This window comes from Hydrogenophaga flava NBRC 102514 (assembly GCF_001571145.1).
GTDB classification, from domain to species: domain Bacteria; phylum Pseudomonadota; class Gammaproteobacteria; order Burkholderiales; family Burkholderiaceae_C; genus Hydrogenophaga; species Hydrogenophaga flava.
In genome coordinates this window covers 40,472-55,867 of sequence record NZ_BCTF01000020.1, presented here as the reverse complement: position 1 = coordinate 55,867, position 15,396 = coordinate 40,472, and the positions used below count along the sequence as shown (strand labels likewise).

15 protein-coding genes are annotated in these 15,396 nt (G+C 65.3%); 8 read left to right on the top strand and 7 right to left on the bottom strand.

The features are described 5' to 3' along the window. Window positions 1-28 precede the first annotated feature (28 nt). The 7 genes from HFL01S_RS17290 to HFL01S_RS17260 all read right to left on the bottom strand — a co-directional run bounded on the left by HFL01S_RS17290 (window position 29) and on the right by HFL01S_RS17260 (window position 7,784). A complete protein-coding gene (locus tag HFL01S_RS17290; RefSeq protein ID WP_066260862.1) occupies window positions 29-796 on the bottom strand; it encodes an ABC transporter ATP-binding protein in 768 nt (255 codons plus the stop codon). 14 nt (window positions 797-810) lie between these two features. Further along, the gene (locus HFL01S_RS17285) at window positions 811-1,932 is read right to left on the bottom strand and encodes a succinylglutamate desuccinylase/aspartoacylase family protein (protein WP_066260861.1); all 1,122 of its coding nucleotides are present in this window, start codon (window positions 1,930-1,932) and stop codon (window positions 811-813) included. 22 nt (window positions 1,933-1,954) lie between these two features. Continuing rightward, window positions 1,955-2,671: an ABC transporter permease gene (locus HFL01S_RS17280; protein WP_066260859.1), complete on the bottom strand. Its 717-nt coding sequence runs from the start codon at window positions 2,669-2,671 to the stop codon at window positions 1,955-1,957. Next, a complete protein-coding gene (locus HFL01S_RS17275; RefSeq protein ID WP_066260857.1) occupies window positions 2,671-3,372 on the bottom strand; it encodes an ABC transporter permease in 702 nt (233 codons plus the stop codon). The genes HFL01S_RS17280 and HFL01S_RS17275 overlap by 1 nt, the downstream gene beginning before the upstream one ends. 26 nt (window positions 3,373-3,398) lie before the next feature. Continuing rightward, a complete protein-coding gene (locus tag HFL01S_RS17270; protein WP_066260856.1) occupies window positions 3,399-4,259 on the bottom strand; it encodes a transporter substrate-binding domain-containing protein in 861 nt (286 codons plus the stop codon). 431 nt (window positions 4,260-4,690) lie between these two features. Continuing rightward, complete coding sequence (mobH, locus tag HFL01S_RS17265) at window positions 4,691-7,111, bottom strand: MobH family relaxase (protein ID WP_066260854.1); 2,421 nt, start codon at window positions 7,109-7,111, stop codon at window positions 4,691-4,693. Between the two features lie 133 nt (window positions 7,112-7,244). Beyond that, on the bottom strand, window positions 7,245-7,784 hold the full coding sequence (locus HFL01S_RS17260; protein ID WP_066260852.1) for a hypothetical protein: 540 nt from the start codon (window positions 7,782-7,784) through the stop codon (window positions 7,245-7,247). A gap of 560 nt (window positions 7,785-8,344) precedes the next feature. Here HFL01S_RS17260 and pilL2 point away from each other — a divergent pair. The 8 genes from pilL2 (at window position 8,345) to HFL01S_RS17220 (ending at window position 15,366) form a co-directional block, all read left to right on the top strand. Further along, window positions 8,345-8,866, top strand: a complete 522-nt coding sequence (gene pilL2 / locus HFL01S_RS17255) for a PFGI-1 class ICE element type IV pilus protein PilL2 (RefSeq protein WP_084383447.1) — start codon at window positions 8,345-8,347, stop codon at window positions 8,864-8,866. Window positions 8,867-8,934: 68 nt separating this feature from the next. Beyond that, window positions 8,935-9,855 carry a hypothetical protein gene (locus tag HFL01S_RS17250; RefSeq protein WP_157538930.1) on the top strand — a complete coding sequence of 307 codons (921 nt, stop codon included), beginning with the start codon at window positions 8,935-8,937 and terminating at the stop codon, window positions 9,853-9,855. Further along, window positions 9,852-10,436: a hypothetical protein gene (locus tag HFL01S_RS17245; RefSeq protein ID WP_157538929.1), complete on the top strand. Its 585-nt coding sequence runs from the start codon at window positions 9,852-9,854 to the stop codon at window positions 10,434-10,436. Before HFL01S_RS17250 ends, HFL01S_RS17245 begins: the two co-directional genes overlap by 4 nt. A gap of 14 nt (window positions 10,437-10,450) precedes the next feature. Continuing rightward, window positions 10,451-11,245, top strand: coding sequence for a lytic transglycosylase domain-containing protein (locus HFL01S_RS17240; protein ID WP_084383446.1), 795 nt, complete (start codon window positions 10,451-10,453; stop codon window positions 11,243-11,245). Window positions 11,246-11,355: 110 nt separating this feature from the next. Further along, the gene (locus tag HFL01S_RS17235) at window positions 11,356-11,829 is read left to right on the top strand and encodes a PFL_4695 family integrating conjugative element protein (protein WP_169802349.1); all 474 of its coding nucleotides are present in this window, start codon (window positions 11,356-11,358) and stop codon (window positions 11,827-11,829) included. Next, window positions 11,826-14,150: a type IV conjugative transfer system coupling protein TraD gene (gene traD, locus HFL01S_RS17230; RefSeq protein WP_084383442.1), complete on the top strand. Its 2,325-nt coding sequence runs from the start codon at window positions 11,826-11,828 to the stop codon at window positions 14,148-14,150. The genes HFL01S_RS17235 and traD overlap by 4 nt, the downstream gene beginning before the upstream one ends. A gap of 5 nt (window positions 14,151-14,155) precedes the next feature. After that, window positions 14,156-14,902: a TIGR03747 family integrating conjugative element membrane protein gene (locus HFL01S_RS17225; protein WP_066260841.1), complete on the top strand. Its 747-nt coding sequence runs from the start codon at window positions 14,156-14,158 to the stop codon at window positions 14,900-14,902. Between the two features lie 104 nt (window positions 14,903-15,006). Then, window positions 15,007-15,366: an integrative conjugative element protein, RAQPRD family gene (locus HFL01S_RS17220; RefSeq protein WP_066260839.1), complete on the top strand. Its 360-nt coding sequence runs from the start codon at window positions 15,007-15,009 to the stop codon at window positions 15,364-15,366. Window positions 15,367-15,396: the final 30 nt, after the last annotated feature.

Here is a 15,396-nt window from a genome sequence, read left to right as displayed (position 1 = left end):
GCCCGATTGGCGAACCGTCGCCGACGGCTTACTTGAGCTTGCCCGAGAGGAACTGGGATAGCCGTTCGGACTTAGGGTTGACCAGCACCTCACGGGGGTTGCCCTGTTCCTCGATGCGCCCCTGGTGCAGGAACAGCACGTGGTTGCTGACCTCGCGCGCAAAACCCATCTCGTGGGTCACCACCACCATGGTGCGGCCTTCTTCGGCCAGGGTGCGCATCACGCGCAGCACTTCGGTGACGAGCTCGGGGTCGAGCGCGCTGGTCGGCTCGTCGAACAGCATCACCTCGGGCTCCATCGCCAGCGCCCGGGCGATCGCAACACGCTGCTGCTGGCCGCCCGACATGTGGGCCGGGTATTTGCCCTCGACATCGCGCAGCCCGACCTTCTCGAGGTACTTGCGGGCGGTGGCAATGGCTTCGTCCTTGCCCTTGCCGAGCACGTGCATGGGCGCTTCGATCACGTTTTCCAGCACGGTCAGGTGGGACCAGAGGTTGAAGTGCTGGAATACCATGGCCAGCTTAGCGCGCAGGCGCTGCAGCTGTTTCTCGTCGGCGGCCTTGAGCATGCCGTCCTTGGCGGTGACCAGCTTGAGTTCCTCGCCGGCCACCACGATGCGGCCGTTCTGCGGGCGCTCCAGCAGGTTCATGCAGCGCAGGAAGGTGGATTTGCCAGATCCGGACGAGCCGATGATGCTGATCACATCGCCAGCCTTGGCCGTCAGGGAAATGCCCTTGAGCACCTCGTGCGAGCCGTAGCTCTTGCGGATGTCGATCGCTTCGAGTTTGGTGGTCATGGTGCGTGTGTCTGTCAGGGGCTCAGCAGGTTGCCGGAGCGGATCGGTGTTCGGCCGGCGACGCGGCAAAGCTCCATGCCCGTTGTCGCCCAGCGCAGGCTGTGGCGGGCGTAGACGATGCCGCCGATGCTGCTGCGGATGTCGGTTTCGCGCGGTGTCAGTGGGTCGATCACCCGCGCCAGCAGCTGGCCGACGGCCACACGCTCGCCGACCTGGGCGACAAAGTCGATCACGCCAGGGTGTGGGGCGTGGGAGGCTTCCGTGCCGGCCAGTGGCGTCGGCTCGCACTGCGGATCGGGCAGGGCAGGGGCGGGGCCGGCCATCACACCGACATGGCGCAGGTATCCGACGATGGCCTGAGCATCCTGGCTGGCCAGGGCGCCCGACACATCGGTCTGGCTGCGCAGCTCGACGGTGGTGCTGGCGCAGCCCAGGGGGATGGGCGCCTGGTCGGCGAAGTGATCGCGCAAACGCCACCAGGGGCCGGACAGCGCCTCATCGAAGGAGATCGAAGGACCCGAGCCGCGCGCCCACAGCAGCGCCTGGGCGCCGAGCAGGCGCGCCAGCGGCGCCATCAGGTCGAGCATGGGCTGCTCGACATACATATGAAGAGTGGCCTCAAAGTCGCAGTGCAGGTCCAACACCACGTCGGCGTCGCAGGAAAGGCCCATCAGCACCCGGCGCAGGCTCTCCAGCTCGGTGGTTACTGGCTGCTCCTGCAGCACCTCGTGCATGGCGGCCCGAACGAGCCTCAAGTTGGTCTCCGCATCCTGCGTGAGCTTCGGCGCGATACGGTCTTTCACCAGGTTGAAGAAGTCCGGGTAGTTCCGGTTGAAGTTCTCCATGGTGAGCAGCTCGAAGCGGCCCATCTGGTGATGCATCAGGCTCTGGTCCAGACCGATCGGGTTGCACACCGGCACCAGCACGACCTCGCCCGGGATCTCGCCAGCGGCCTCGGCCGCGACCAGAAGGCCCCGGAGCTTGTGCGCGGTGAGCATGCCGGGCAGCTCGTCGGCGTGCAGGCTGGACTGGATGTAGGCCTTGCGACCGTTGGTGGCCTGACCGAAGTGCAGGCTGGTGACCTGGCGCTGGGTGCCCAGCGACGGAGAGAGCAGGGGGTGTTGGAGCTGTCGCATCCGGAAGAAGAGAAAACGGGGATCAGTGAGTGCGTGGGCGCAGATAGGCCAGGAAACGCTTTTCCAGCAGCCGGAACACGTAGACCAGGGCGAAGGTCAGTATGAAATACAGCACCGCGACCACGATGAACGGCTGGAACGCGAGGTAGTAGGTCTTGTAGATCGCGTAGGCAGCGTTGGTCAGGTCATACAGCGCCGGCACCACGCTCGCCAGCGAGGTGGCGTGCAGCATCATCACGACTTCGTTGGAGTAGCCGGGCAGGGTGCGGCGCAGGGCGCTGGGCAGCACCAGACGGAACATCATGTTCCACTTGCTGAAGCCTGCGGCCTGTGCGGCCTCGATCTCGCCGGCGGGTGTTTCCTTGATGGCTCCCGCCAGCATCTCGACCGTGTAGGCGCAGGTGTTGAGCGAGAACGCGGCCAACGCGCAGAAGAACGGGTCCTTGAACAGCGTCCAGGGCCAGACCGTGTCCCACAGCGCCTGCACCCACTCCAACTGGGCGATGCCGTAGTAGATGAAATAGACCTGGATCAGCAGTGGCGTGCCGCGCACCACATAGGTGAACAGCCAGACCGGCGTGGAGATCCAGCGGTTGCGCGAGACCCGCATCAGGGTGAGCGGCAGTGTCAGCAGGCCGCCGGCCAGCAGACTGATGGCCAGCAGTTCCATGGTCGCCAGGAACCCCGTCCAGTAGAGGGCCAGGTTCTGCGGCTGGAAGATGATCGCAAACTTGTCCATCAGAACTCACCCCGCTTCACGCCCACGGAGTAACGGGCCTCGGCCTTGCGCAGCAGGATCAGGCTGATGGTGGAGATCAGTAGGTAGAGGAAGCCGGCGAAGGCCATGAAGATGATCGCGGCGCCGGGGATGTCGCCGCGCGCGGCCGCACCGGCCTGCTTGGCGAGGTTGGTGATGTCGGCCAGTCCGATCACCGAGACGAGGGCGGTGGCCTTGAGCAGCACCAGCCAGTTGTTGGTGAAACTGGGCAGGGCGAAGCGAACCATCTGCGGCAGCACCATGCGGCGGAAGGTATAGAAACGGCTCATGCCGTAGGCCCAGCCGGCCTCCGACTGCCCTTTGGGCACGCTCATGATGGCGCCGCGGAAGGTTTCCGTCATGTAGGCGCCGTAGACGAAACCAATGGTCAGCACCCCCGCCACGAAGGGGTTGATCTGCGGGCCACTGCGGTAGCCCATGGCTTCGAAGATGTCGTTGATCAGAATCTGCCCGCCGAAGTACAGCAGCAGCATCCACACCAGATCCGGGACACCCCGGATCACTGTGGAATAGATGTCGCCGACCCAGTTGAGCCAGCGATAGGGCGAGAGTTTGGCCGCCGCGCCGGCCAGGCCGAGCACGGCGGCGACGACTAGCGCGCCCAGCGAGACGCCGAGGGTGACCAGCAGGCCCTGGAGGATCTGGATGAAATAGGTCGTCATCGGCGCTCGCGGTTCAGCTCAATGGATCAGGAACCCCAGATGTCCACGCCAGGGACGTGCTTCTCAGAGAGTTCTTTCCACTTGCCGTTGTCGCGGATGGCCTTGATGCCCGCGTCCAGCGCATCGCGCAGGGCGGTGTCTTCCTTGCGGATGGCCACGCCCGCGCCAGCACCGAAGTACTTGGCGTCGAACTCGACCGGAATGCGGCCACCGGCGCAGCTGTAGTCCTTGCCGTCCGGTGTGGACAGGAAGCCACCCTGGACTTCGACCACGTCGGCCACGGTGCCGTCCAGACGGCCGGACTTGATGTCCAGATAGACCTGGTCCTGGGCGTCGTACGGCACAACAGTCGCGCCTGCGGCCTTGAGCTCACCCATGGCGTACTTTTCCTGGGTGGATGCCTTCAGCACGCCCAGTTTCTTGCCCTTGAAACCCGCGGCTTCGGCGCCCAGGTTCAGTGCGGTCTTGACGACCACGCAGGACGGCGTGTTGTAGTACTTGCCCGTGAAATCAACCGACTGCTTGCGCTCTTCGGTGATCGACATCGAGGAAATGATGGCGTCGTACTTCTTGGCCAGCAGACCGGGAATCATGCCGTCCCAGGCCTGCTCGACGAACACGCACTTGCTCTTGAGTTCGTCGCAAAGGGCCTTGGCCACGTCCACGTCGAAACCCGCGGGCTCGCCCGCGTCGGTCTTGTAGGTGAAGGGCTTGTAAGTGGGATCGATGGCCACGCGCAGTTCCGGCCACTGGCTGGCAGGAGCGGGTGCCGGTGCTTCGGCGGTGGGCGCAGGCGCCGGAGCGGCCGGCGCGGGGGCTTCGGTCTTGCCACAGCCCACCAGGGTGGCGGCGCCGATCATGCTGAGGGTCAGAAACAGATGCTTCATGAACGTCCTTGAGAAGGTTGAATGGAACTGGCCGGATTGGACTCCTGCCGGTGGGCAACATTGTAGGTGTGGGCAGTCCACTTATCGGACGCACCAAGCTGGTGTTTCCCCGGATGCAGGTGTCTGCTCAAGAGGGCAAGAGCAACATTCAGGCCGAACCTGGAGTCGTTTCGTTCACGGCTCTTTTAGTTAACATAATATACATCGTGGAATATTGATAAGGCCGTAAAAACGGGCCTGAGCCCGTTCAACTTTCCACGATGTCTGCACAACTTTTGATCAGATGCCACAACTGATGTATGACGCCCTTCGCAGGTCCCAAGCAAGTTGGTTTCCCCTGATGCACGGTTGCAATGTAGTGATCATGACTGACTCTGTCAAACTTTTTCAACGCTCCCTGTCAGATCTACCAGCCATCCAGCACCTGCGGTTCAAACGAGCTTGAGGACCGGGTTGACCGGTGGCACGGGCACGACCCAGCGGTCCGGCTGAGTGAGCACCACGGCGCTGAGTTTGCCCACAGGCACGCCACCGCGCCCCATGACCTGGTACTTAAGGATGTTGACCTTGCCGGGCCCCATCAGATGCCATCCCGACTTGATCACTTCGCGCTGCACCTGCAGCGCCTGTGCGTCGACCTGGGCATCACTGGCTGCAACAGTTTCTGCGGCGTAGGTACGAAATACCAGCGGTGAGACCAGCGCCATGCCCTCGGCTACGAAATGCACCAGCGCGCCGGTCTCGTTGTACTTCAAGGCCCGGCTGGACAGGCCTTGCTGCAGCCATTCGATGAAGCCAACTGCAGCAGGAGTGGGTTCGCTGGGCCTGCCGGCGGTCTCATGCGGCAGCTCTGGCAGGAATGGACTGAGAATGACAGGCGCAGTCTGGAACTGTGTGGGAGCCGCCCTGGCAAGTACCTCGGGCGGCTGCCCAGAGCGAGCCAGCAGCGGTCGAACTGCTGGCAGCTGAGGCAGGCTTGGAAGCGCCTCTGTGGAACGGTTTGCGCCAGTGTCGGGCGATGTGGCCACGTCTGCTCCAGGTTTGGATGCACGTTTGCCCGCTGATGCAGGTGCCTTTGGCGGTGCGGTCGCGACCGACGGCCCTCGCGGTGCGGCTTTTTGCGTTTCCAAGGGTTGATGCGGCAGCTTCGGGTAGTCTTTGAACGCTGCAGCGTCGTCCTCGAAATCCAGCCACTTGTCCAGCGGAGGCTCCAGACTCGAAGCAGCCGCCGCAGGTGATGAGGTTGGTGGTACCTGCCGTGACTCGGTCGGGCGCTGCTCACCACGCGGTCGCATGTTCGAGGGGGCGCTTGTCACCCGTGGCGTGCCTTGAACCGGATCGCCAGGTTTGGGGCCGCCCGCCGCCTTGGTCGTTTCGGCTGGCTTGCCCGGCCGCTTGAAGGCAGGCGCTCGCAGTTGTTCGGCCTTGGGTTTGGCCTGCTTGGCCGCGCCAGAGGTCTCCTGATGACCCGCGCCGGGAGTCGGTGACCGGGTGGCCTGGTCGACATTGCTGTTCGATGGCGCATCTGCACCCTCACTCAGAGCCGACTGGATTCCCGATCCAGAATCCTGTCGAGCCGCTGGCTCAGCGGACGATTCGTTGGCCGCCTCGCCCGAAGCTGCTCCACGTTTGACCTGCACCTCAATGCGCCCGCGCATCGGGGGTGGGTATGCCACTGCTTCCTCGAACACCTTGTCCAGCGGGAATCTGAGCATGGTCAGCGAGTGACTGTAGGCCCCATCGTTCTCCCCTGCCCCTTGCACAGGAGCCACTGCAACAGACTCGGAACCGTCAACGGCCGAACCCTGCACCAGCACATACCAGATGGCCTGTCCGCTTTGCGGGTTGGGCTGGATGCAGCCGTATTCCTGCCAAGTGTCGAACAGCCGATCATTCTTGGCCTCGCCTGGCACAGCTTCATCCGGGTGGTGCTGTCGTATGTGCTGCCTCACCGCATCGGCCAGTCGCTTGGCCACGAACCAGATGCTCCCGTCGTAGACCCAGCCAGCGGCACCGGAACGGTTCAGCGGCAAGGCGGTGCCGCTCCTGAGCATCTCACGCACCGATTGCATCAGCAGGTCGATCAGCGGGATGCTCGTCGCGGTCGTGAAGCGCTCGCGGCTTCCGTTGGCCAGCGCCTGTTGTGTCGAGGTCTGGTCGGCCTTGCGCACCAACTGGGCCAGCATGCTGCTCTTGTCGCCGCCAGAGAGGTACTGCGTCAGTGCCTCGAATGCTTGCGGCCGGCGCGCCAGAAAGCTCAGCGCCGTGGCTGGCGCCACCTGTTGCAACAAGATCGTGGCCAGGCGGGAATGTGCCGCATAGTCCCGCGCCGACTTCGGTGTGAACTCCACCAGATACTCACCACCAGGCCGCGATTGCACCATGGCGGTCAGTGGCCCGGACATCGGGACCCAGCGCAACGGTGCCTCCATGCCGGTGCAGATCCAGGCGATGCGAAGGTCCGCCATGATCTTGCCCACGTCGTGGAGCAGAGCCGCGAAGAAGACCACATAGGTCCACTCGTCGCGCTGAGCGTCCATCTCCTCGACGCTCGCACCTTCCGGGAAAAAGTGACCGTTGCGCCAGGTCATCGCCGCTAGCGTCATCTCCAGCGTGTGCGAGAGCAGCCCACCGACATGGGCATGGTGATGCGACTCGGAAGCGGGCATGAGCTGCACGTACTCCGCATAGCGGTGGATCGCTGGAAGCAGATCCCGCTCCCAGACTATCTGTGCCAGACGCGACTGGCGCCACATCGTGTCCAGCACCTTGCTGCCATGCACCAGTCGCAGCAGGTCGGCCGCTGGCAGCACCTTCAGCCACCCGTCGGCGTGGCCACGGACCACCGGCATGGGCGGATCGACCTCATCGGTTGTCGCACGGGGTGGGATGGCGGTGGCTGGTGCAACGCTGGATGCCGGTCGTGGCGAACGTGGGTCCCAGCGTTTGATCCAGCGCAAGCAGTGACCGATCATGACCAATGCCTCAGCGCTCCAGCAGGTAGGCCATGAGCTGTTGGCGGATCTGACGTCCCTTGCGGTTGATATGTAAGGTGGCGTGGTCAGGCAGGACGATGTGCTGCCCCAGGAACGTCAGCCAGGGCTGCTCCAGCGGATTCCACGGGATGTCCATGGGCAAATCCTTGAACCTGCGTTCGAGCTTCCAGCGCGCGCCGAACAGTGTCACAGGCGAATTGGTCAGCAACACGGCGAGCCGGAACCGCAACGCCGCGGGGTCCTGTTCGGGTTGGGTGGCGCCGCTGCGCTTGCGCATGACCTCCTCGCGCAGGTCCAGGTCCGCCATGCAGGCCGCTTCGGGCATGCCGGTCTCCATCCACCGTGCCACGCCGTCGTACATGCGCAGGAAGCCGAAAACGCGCGGCAACCAGTCGACCATGCCCAACTCGTGCAGCGAGGCCGCCACCAGATATGGTGCGTGCTGAGCATCATGGACGCTGCGCCCATCGGCCATGTGCAGGGTGTTGGCAAAACCCATCTTGGGCGAGAGCGGCTGGCGCGTGGTCATTGTTGTGAATCCGTGCGAAAAAAGACCGGATCACTCTAGGCACACCAGCCCTTTCATTCAACTCAAAACCTGCCAGCACGTGCGGCAGGTTTTCGCTTGACGCCCGTGCGCTGTTTTGCTACCCGCATCCGAGTGCAGCCGCACGCCCCGCCGTGCGGCTGCACTGCCTGTGCCCGTATCCCCCGTATTGCCCGTTCCAGTAGGCCCTTTGCCCCCCGAAACCTTGGGAGGGGGGTGCCCTTTGGATAGGGCCATTAACCGGTAAACCGCCTTTGCCCGTCCCTGCCCCGCCCTCGGGGCAGCGCACCTTTGTCGTCACTTTGCCACGACTGGAAATGGCGCATACCGCTAAAGCATTGCCCTGTCAAGCGAAAACCTGCCTTTTCTGCGGCAGGTTTTCGGTGGCGACAAACCCTCTCGATTCAGAAACTGCCCAGCACTGGCGACGCATCTCTTGGGGGCGTCATGTTTGCCTGGTGACCCTCTCGGGTCACCAGGCGCTTTCTTCCCAGCAGGTCCCAGGCGCGTCCAGTGATTTCAACCAGTGAAGAGGCGGGTCCATGTCATTCAAAGCACTTTTGTCCCTTGTGTTGCTGGCGGTGGTCGCAGCGGCAGCTCATCCCGTTCTCGCGCAGACCGTCACCCCCGACGGCAGCCAGGTCCAGGTGGGGCGCTACACCACCCAGGCCGGCGCGCCCACCGAAAGCCTGGCCGACCCGCTGTCGGTGTACGCGCAGCTGAGCTACCCGCGCCAGACGGTCAACACCGTGGGCGAGGCACTGGCACACACGCTGGTGCGCACTGGTTTTCGGCTGGTCCCAGCCGAGGCGCTGGATGAAGCCGCACGCAACTTCCTTGCCCTGCCCTTGCCCGAGTCACAGCGGCGCATGGGTCCGCACCGTGTGAGCGACCTGCTCAAGACCTTGCTGGGTCCCGCCTGGCAACTGCACAGCGAGCCGGTGAGCCGTCAGGTCTGGTTCACCCGCTCGGCTTTCAAGGGCACCCCGGCGCCTCAACCGCCCAGACCCCAGGCGCAAGCCGTGGAGACCGAACGTCACGCCGATGCATTCGGCTCACCCTGAGCCTTGCTCACCGCGCACCGCCTTCAGTTCCCTTTCGACCACTTTTCACATTCGCCGTGAGGACCGCCATGGACCCAGATGCAGAAATGCAGGAGTTTCAGCGCCAGCAGGACGACGAGTTCTGGGACAACAAACGCCGCGATGCAGAGCAGTCACGCGCGTCACGTTCCCCCCGTGCTAAGGCCGCTGCCCATCAATCCGAGGGCGAGTTGCCCGATCCGCCCGAGCCGGCACGCAGCAGCACAGACCCGACCTTCGTGCGCCCCACGTCCGTGAGCGCCGCGCCGGTCAAAAAGGGCAAGCCGGTGCTGACCGGTGCCCTGGTCCTCCTGCTCATTCTGGGATCGGTGGCCGCGTTCATGATGTGGTCCTCGGACGGATTGCCATTCGTTCGCAAGAAGGAGGCATCGCCCGCAGTGGCTGCGCTGGCTGATCCCACTGCGCAGGCGACCCCGGGTCTGCCACCTGCCTTGCCGGCCACAGCGCCGGCCGAGGCCGTGCCTGTTGCATCGGTTGCGCAAGACCCCAAGCTGCAGGAACAGCTGGAGCGTCTGGAGAACCGACTGGACCAGCTGGTCGCCGGCTTCAAGGCCCAGGGCTACATCAAGGAAGGCGCCGGCCAGGATGGCGCGGATTTGCAGGTGGCCGACTTCCTGCCCCACCCCTCGATCCTGCCGCCGCCCACCGCACCGCAGACGGTCGCATCAGCGGCGGCAAGCCGTCCGGCGCCGCGCAAACCCGCAGTCCGCCGCCCGGTCGCTGCCGTGGCTCCCCGGCCGCCCCACCAGGTGCTCAGCGTAGACATGTGGGACGGCCGGCCTTCGGTGTTGGTCGGTGAAGTCGGAGGCAACCCGGCGCAAGTGCGAGTGCTCTCGCCCGGCGACTCCTACCAGGGTGTGACGTTGACCTCCGTGGATGTGGCCGGCCAACGCGCGACGTTCAGCGACGGTGCCCGTTCGGTGAGCATCGCAGTTGAGCGTCAGCCATGAGGACCCCGCTACTTCGCCCGGTGCTGGGCTATGTGGGCGTGCTGGGCCCCGCATGCCTGCTGATGTGGGTGCTGGTGCAGCCGGCAGGGGCGCAAACCGCCACCACACGCATTCAGGAGGCCCAGACGCAACTGGGTCAGACCAATGCGCAGCGCATCGCCCAGGCGCATTCGCGCCTGGATGCCAACGATCTGCTGGTGGCTCAAATCTGGGGCCTGAGCGAGGAAGAGATGATCCGCGCCAAGGTCCTGCTCAAGGGACCCCGGGCCGCGTTCTCTGTCGAAAACCTTTCTCCCGTGGAGGCCCTGGGCATCCACGCACGCGATGACGCGGAGCGCCAGCGCTACGCCGAGATGTTCGCCCGTGCCCTGCAGGCCGATGTCGAGCGCTCGCTGGCCTGGAACCGCGCGTTCCAGCAGGCCCAGTCGCGCCTGTACCCGAACCAGAAGGTCGTGGACTTCGAGGGACTGCCCATGGTGGAAGGGCCAACCTCTGCCGCCGATCTGCTGGGCATTCCGCGCAAGCTGGTCAAGGACTCATCCCGTCCCTTGGCTCCAGCCAAGGCCGAACCCCGCCGCTGAGCCAGAACACGGACATGCAAGCTCAGCACCACCTTTTGTCCCTCTCGAACCGCCCAGTGTTCAGGCGCGTGGGCGCGTGGGTGCTGTGCGTCGGCGCGGCCCTGGTGGGGACGCAACCCTATGCGCAGGAGTCCGAGCAGGGTGCGGCATGGATCAGCGGTGCGGAACATCAGCGCGTGATCCTGCCCCGGATGAGCAAGCAGCCCGCAGCACGGAGCCACACGGCCGCACGAGGTCTTTCTGAGCCTGTGCCGGTGGGCACAACCCTCCCCTCCGCGACCTCCGACACGGCGGCAGCCGTGGCCGAGCAGCTGCTGCAGCGGCCCGTGCAAGCCAACAGACGGGGGCGCCAGATGACCCCGGAGATGGCACAGATGCTCCAGCGAGCGTCTCACCACTTCGCGGTCGATGCCCACCTGGTGCAGGCGGTGATCCATGCCGAGTCGGCCTTCAATCCCCATGCCGTCAGTCCCAAGAACGCCATCGGGCTGATGCAGGTGCTGCCATCCACCGCGCGTGATCTGGGTCTGCAAGATTTGCAGGGTCTGTCGGTGGAGCAGTTGTTGGCCGACCCGCGCGTGAGCATCGTGTTGGGCACCAAGTACCTGGCCGAGCAACTGGCCCGCTTCGGCGGCGATGTCGAGCTCGCCGTCGCTGCCTACAACGCCGGACCGGGAGCTGTCATCAAGGCGGGCCACCGGGTGCCCAACTACCCGGAGACGCGGCACTACGTGCGCCGTGTGCTCAGTCTGGCGCAGACGTACCGCCGTCAGGGCTCGCGTCAAGGCTCACTGGGAGCGCCGGCATGAAGGCCATGCGCTTGGTCGCCGCCTCGTTCTGGTGTCTCATAGGAATGGGTCTACCAACGATGGTGCTGTCGCAACCGGTGGTCATTCACTCGGGGGCCGGTGCCGTACCCATGGGCACCTACCTCGGTCACCTGGTGGCCGGGGTGGACCAGGCGGGTGTGCTCGAAGGCGTGCGATTCCCGATCCGCTCGGGCATGGTGCCGGGCGTGCTCTCCGAAGCGCAGGCCCGCACCGCCAGCGGCCTGTTCCGGCCCGAATGGCTGGCTCATCCGGTGTTCCTGGTGGGCACCGATCCGCTCAGCCGCCAATGGCTGTCGCAGCACCGTCAGGCCCTGATTGACCTGGGAGCGTCCGGTCTTGTGGTGCAGGCCGAATCCGAACGCGCTTTCAAGCAGGTCCAGTTGCTCGCCGGAGGCACATCGCTGGCCCCCATGGTGGGCGACTGGATCACCACCACACTGCGCCGGGCCGGCGTCCAGACCTATCCGCTGCTGGTGCTCGCCGATGGCCGTCTGACCAGCACACCCCCGCGCGCATTCAGTTTCTCGTCCGCTCCGACGCCGATGCAGGAGGCCAGGCCGTGAAGCCCGACGACGCACTCGAAGCCCTGCTGCGGCCTCCGGTGGAGCTGTGGAGCACGATGACTGTCTGGGGCGTGGCCCTGGTGGCCATCGTGGCGCCGTGGGCGCTGATGATGCCGCCGTGGATGGGCTGGGTGCTCGCGGCCATCGCGGGCTACTTCGGGTGGGTGCGCTGCAAGCAGGCGCTGCACATCCTGAAGTACCAGCACGGGATGAAGTATTACCCCGTGACGCGCATGGCGCCTCACGAAATCCCGGTCGAGCCCGGGCAGTTCTACCTCGGGCATGGCTTCGAGTGGTCACAGCAGCACACCCAGCGCAAGCACGAGGCCAGCCGGCCGGACGCCGAGCGCTTCGTCAAGCCGCAAGCGCGAGAAAAGGCCCTGCGACAGCTGGGCACACGCCTGTCCGCCTGGAGCCAGGAGGCCGCAGTGGCGGCCACCTCCGATCAGGCCCCGCCCTCAAAGTTCACCGGTATCCGCATGGGTGTGGCGGGCCTGACCGCCCAGATGGTTCAGTGGGACCACTGGCTCAACCCGCTCAAGGCCTATGACGACCTGGGCGGCTCCCCGTTGCTCCATGGCGTGGGCGCCCTGGAGGAACGTCCCATCACCATGCGGCAGGCCTCGCGCACGGGCCACATGATCGTGCTGGGCACCACGCGCGTGGGCAAGTCGCGGCTGCTCGAAGTGCTGGCCACGCAGGACATTCACGCGGGCCATGTGGTGATCGTGATCGATCCCAAGGGGGACGCCGATCTGATGATGCGGCTGTACGCCGAAGCGCACCGGGCCGGCCGCGGCAACCAGTTCTACCTGTTCCACCTGGGCTATCCCGACATCTCTGCCCGCTACAACGGCATCGGCAACTTCTCCCGCATCACCGAGGTGGCCGCCCGTGCCACCAACGCCCTGCCCTCCTCGGGCAATTCGGCCGCGTTCAAGGAGTTCAGCTGGCGCTTCACCAACCTGGTGGCGCAAGCCCAGGTGGCGCTGGGCCGGGTGCCGACCTACGAGAGCCTGCTGGCCGACGTCACGGGCATCGACCCCCTCTTCATGGACTACGCCCACATGGTGTTTCGCCAGAAGGCAGCAGAGGGCCAGTACACCGATTACCAAGACCGGCTGGGCCATCTGGAGGGCCTGATCGAGAAGAAGAAATACCCGGTCTCGCGCGCGCTCTCCGACCGCGATCCGCCGCTGGTGGCCATGATCTCTCTGATCAAGGAGCTGCGGGTGCCGGACAAGGTGCTCACGGGCCTGGCGGCGGCGGTGTCCTACGAGCGGTCCTTCTACGAGAAGATCATTGCCAGTCTCGGCCCGTTCCTGGAGAAGTTGACCTCCGGCGCCGTGGGCAAGCTCATCAGCCCGGACTACTTCGACCCCCACGACAAACGCCCGATCTTCGACTGGATGAGCGTCATCCGCCAGGGCGGAATCGTCTACTGCGGGCTGGACGCGCTGACCGACTCGGTCGTGTCCTCGGCCGTGGGCAATAGCATGCTGGCCGATCTGGTCAGCGTTGGCGGCAAGCTCTACAAGACGGGTCTGGACCCGCACCACCCCACGGGCAAGATCGTGCTGCCCACGATCTGCTGCCACTTCGACGAGGTCAACGAGATCGCCGGCCCCGAGTTCGTGCCCATGGTCAACAAGCTCGGTGGCTCGGGCTTTCGGATCACGGCCTATACCCAGTCGATGTTCGACATCGAGGCCAAGGTGGGCGACAAGGCCAAGGCCGGCCAGATCCTGGACAACTTCAACCACCTGGTGATGCTGCGGGTGCGCTCGGTCAACACGTCCAACCTGCTGGCCGAGCAGGTGCCGCAGGTGGACGTGGTGCACATCACACCCAGTACCGGTGTGAGCGACAGCGCGGCCGACGGCAGCGGCGTGGACTTCACCTCGCGCAACGTGGACATCGTCACCAGCACCAAGGTGCCGATGATCCAGCCGGCCGACATCCTGAGTCTGCCGCAGGGTCAGGCGTTCGCCCTGCTCGAAGGCAACCGGCGATTCAAGCTGCGCATCCCCCTGCCCAGGAAGGATGCCGACCCGTTCGTGCCCGAGTCCATTCGCCAGGTTGCGCTGGACATGAAGGCGCGCTACCGGACCTCCGAGCAGTGGGCGCGCGAGACCGACTGGCTGGGCAACCAGCCCATCGGCCTGGCCGGCGCCGGGGTGATCGACACGGCACTGGCGCTGCGCGACCAGGTCCAGGACGAGCAGGATGACTCGGACGGCGACGACAGCTTGGCTACGCGAACCGAGCCGCGCGAGATGGACTTCAACAGCTCGGCCAACGCCACGGGGGTGCTGGAATGAGTGCCATGGTCGCCAAGACGCCGGGCCGGCCGCGCGCACGTGGTCCGGTCGAGCTGGGCCTGGAGATGGGCTTTGGTCTGTTGTTCATCACCCTCTTCGCCTGGTTCATCGGGATGATGATCGAGATCGTGGGCTCGTTCACGCTCTGGCGGGATTTGCAGGAGAACCACGCCCAGCAGATCGTGGAGCAGGACCTGGAGTACATCGCCCAGGCGCCGCGCAGCCTGCTGGTGCGCGATACCGTGGCCTGGTCCGAGCAGCTGGTGCGCAATGTGCGCCTGCCCTACGAGCGGCTGGGGGTGATTGCCTGGTATGAGCGTCAACAGGCCATTTTCCAGGCCACGCAGGATGCGCCCTCGGGCGATCTGCGCCACAACGCCGCCCGCGCCAACCGCTCCATGCAGATTCTGCTCAGCCGCTGGGCGGTGACCTCCATGTACGTGCTGCAGGACGTGCTGCTGCGCCTGTCGGTGGCGGCGTTTGCCGCCCCGGCCTTCATCCTGGCCTGCCTCGTGGGTGTGGTCGATGGCCTGGTGCGCCGCGACCTGCGCCGCTGGGGGGGCGGGCGCGAAAGCTCCTTTGTCTACCACCACGCCAAGCGCTACACGGCCTGGGCGCTGACCGGCGGGTTCGGTCTGTACCTGGCCTGGCCGTTCGGCAACTTCAACCCGTCCCACATGGTGATCGTCTTCACCGTGCTGGTCGCGTTCGCCATGTCCACCACGGTGGCCACCTTCAAGAAGTACGTCTGATGCTGCCCAGCTACCCAGCCCACCGAATCACGTCGCACTGCATCCCGTCGCTCTTCGAGCCCGGCGCCGCGCAGAGCACCCCTGTTTCACCCCAAGGAGTCCCGATGAACACCACTGTTTCCAAGCACCGGTTCCAGTCGCCCCAACAGGCCACACCAGGCTCGCGCGTGCGCCGCAGCTGGGTGCTCGCCGTGCTCTATGTGGCGCTGAGCGCCACCAACGCCCAGGCGGGCGACGCCGACACCGAGCGCGAGAACCTGGCGCGCATCGCCTCGGAGATCGAGCGCGTGCAGGTCATGGTCTCCGAAGCCGCTCAGACTGCGCCCACGGGCGAGCGGGTGAAGTTCCGATACGACTGGCTGCTACGCGACCTGGGCCAGTTGCGAGAGGGCATCACCTCCCATGTGGATGCGCCGCGCCAGCCGCGTCCGGTGCCCCCGCTGCGTGGCGACTACCGCCAGTGAGCCCATCCGCCCTATTTCCCTCAGGAGCTG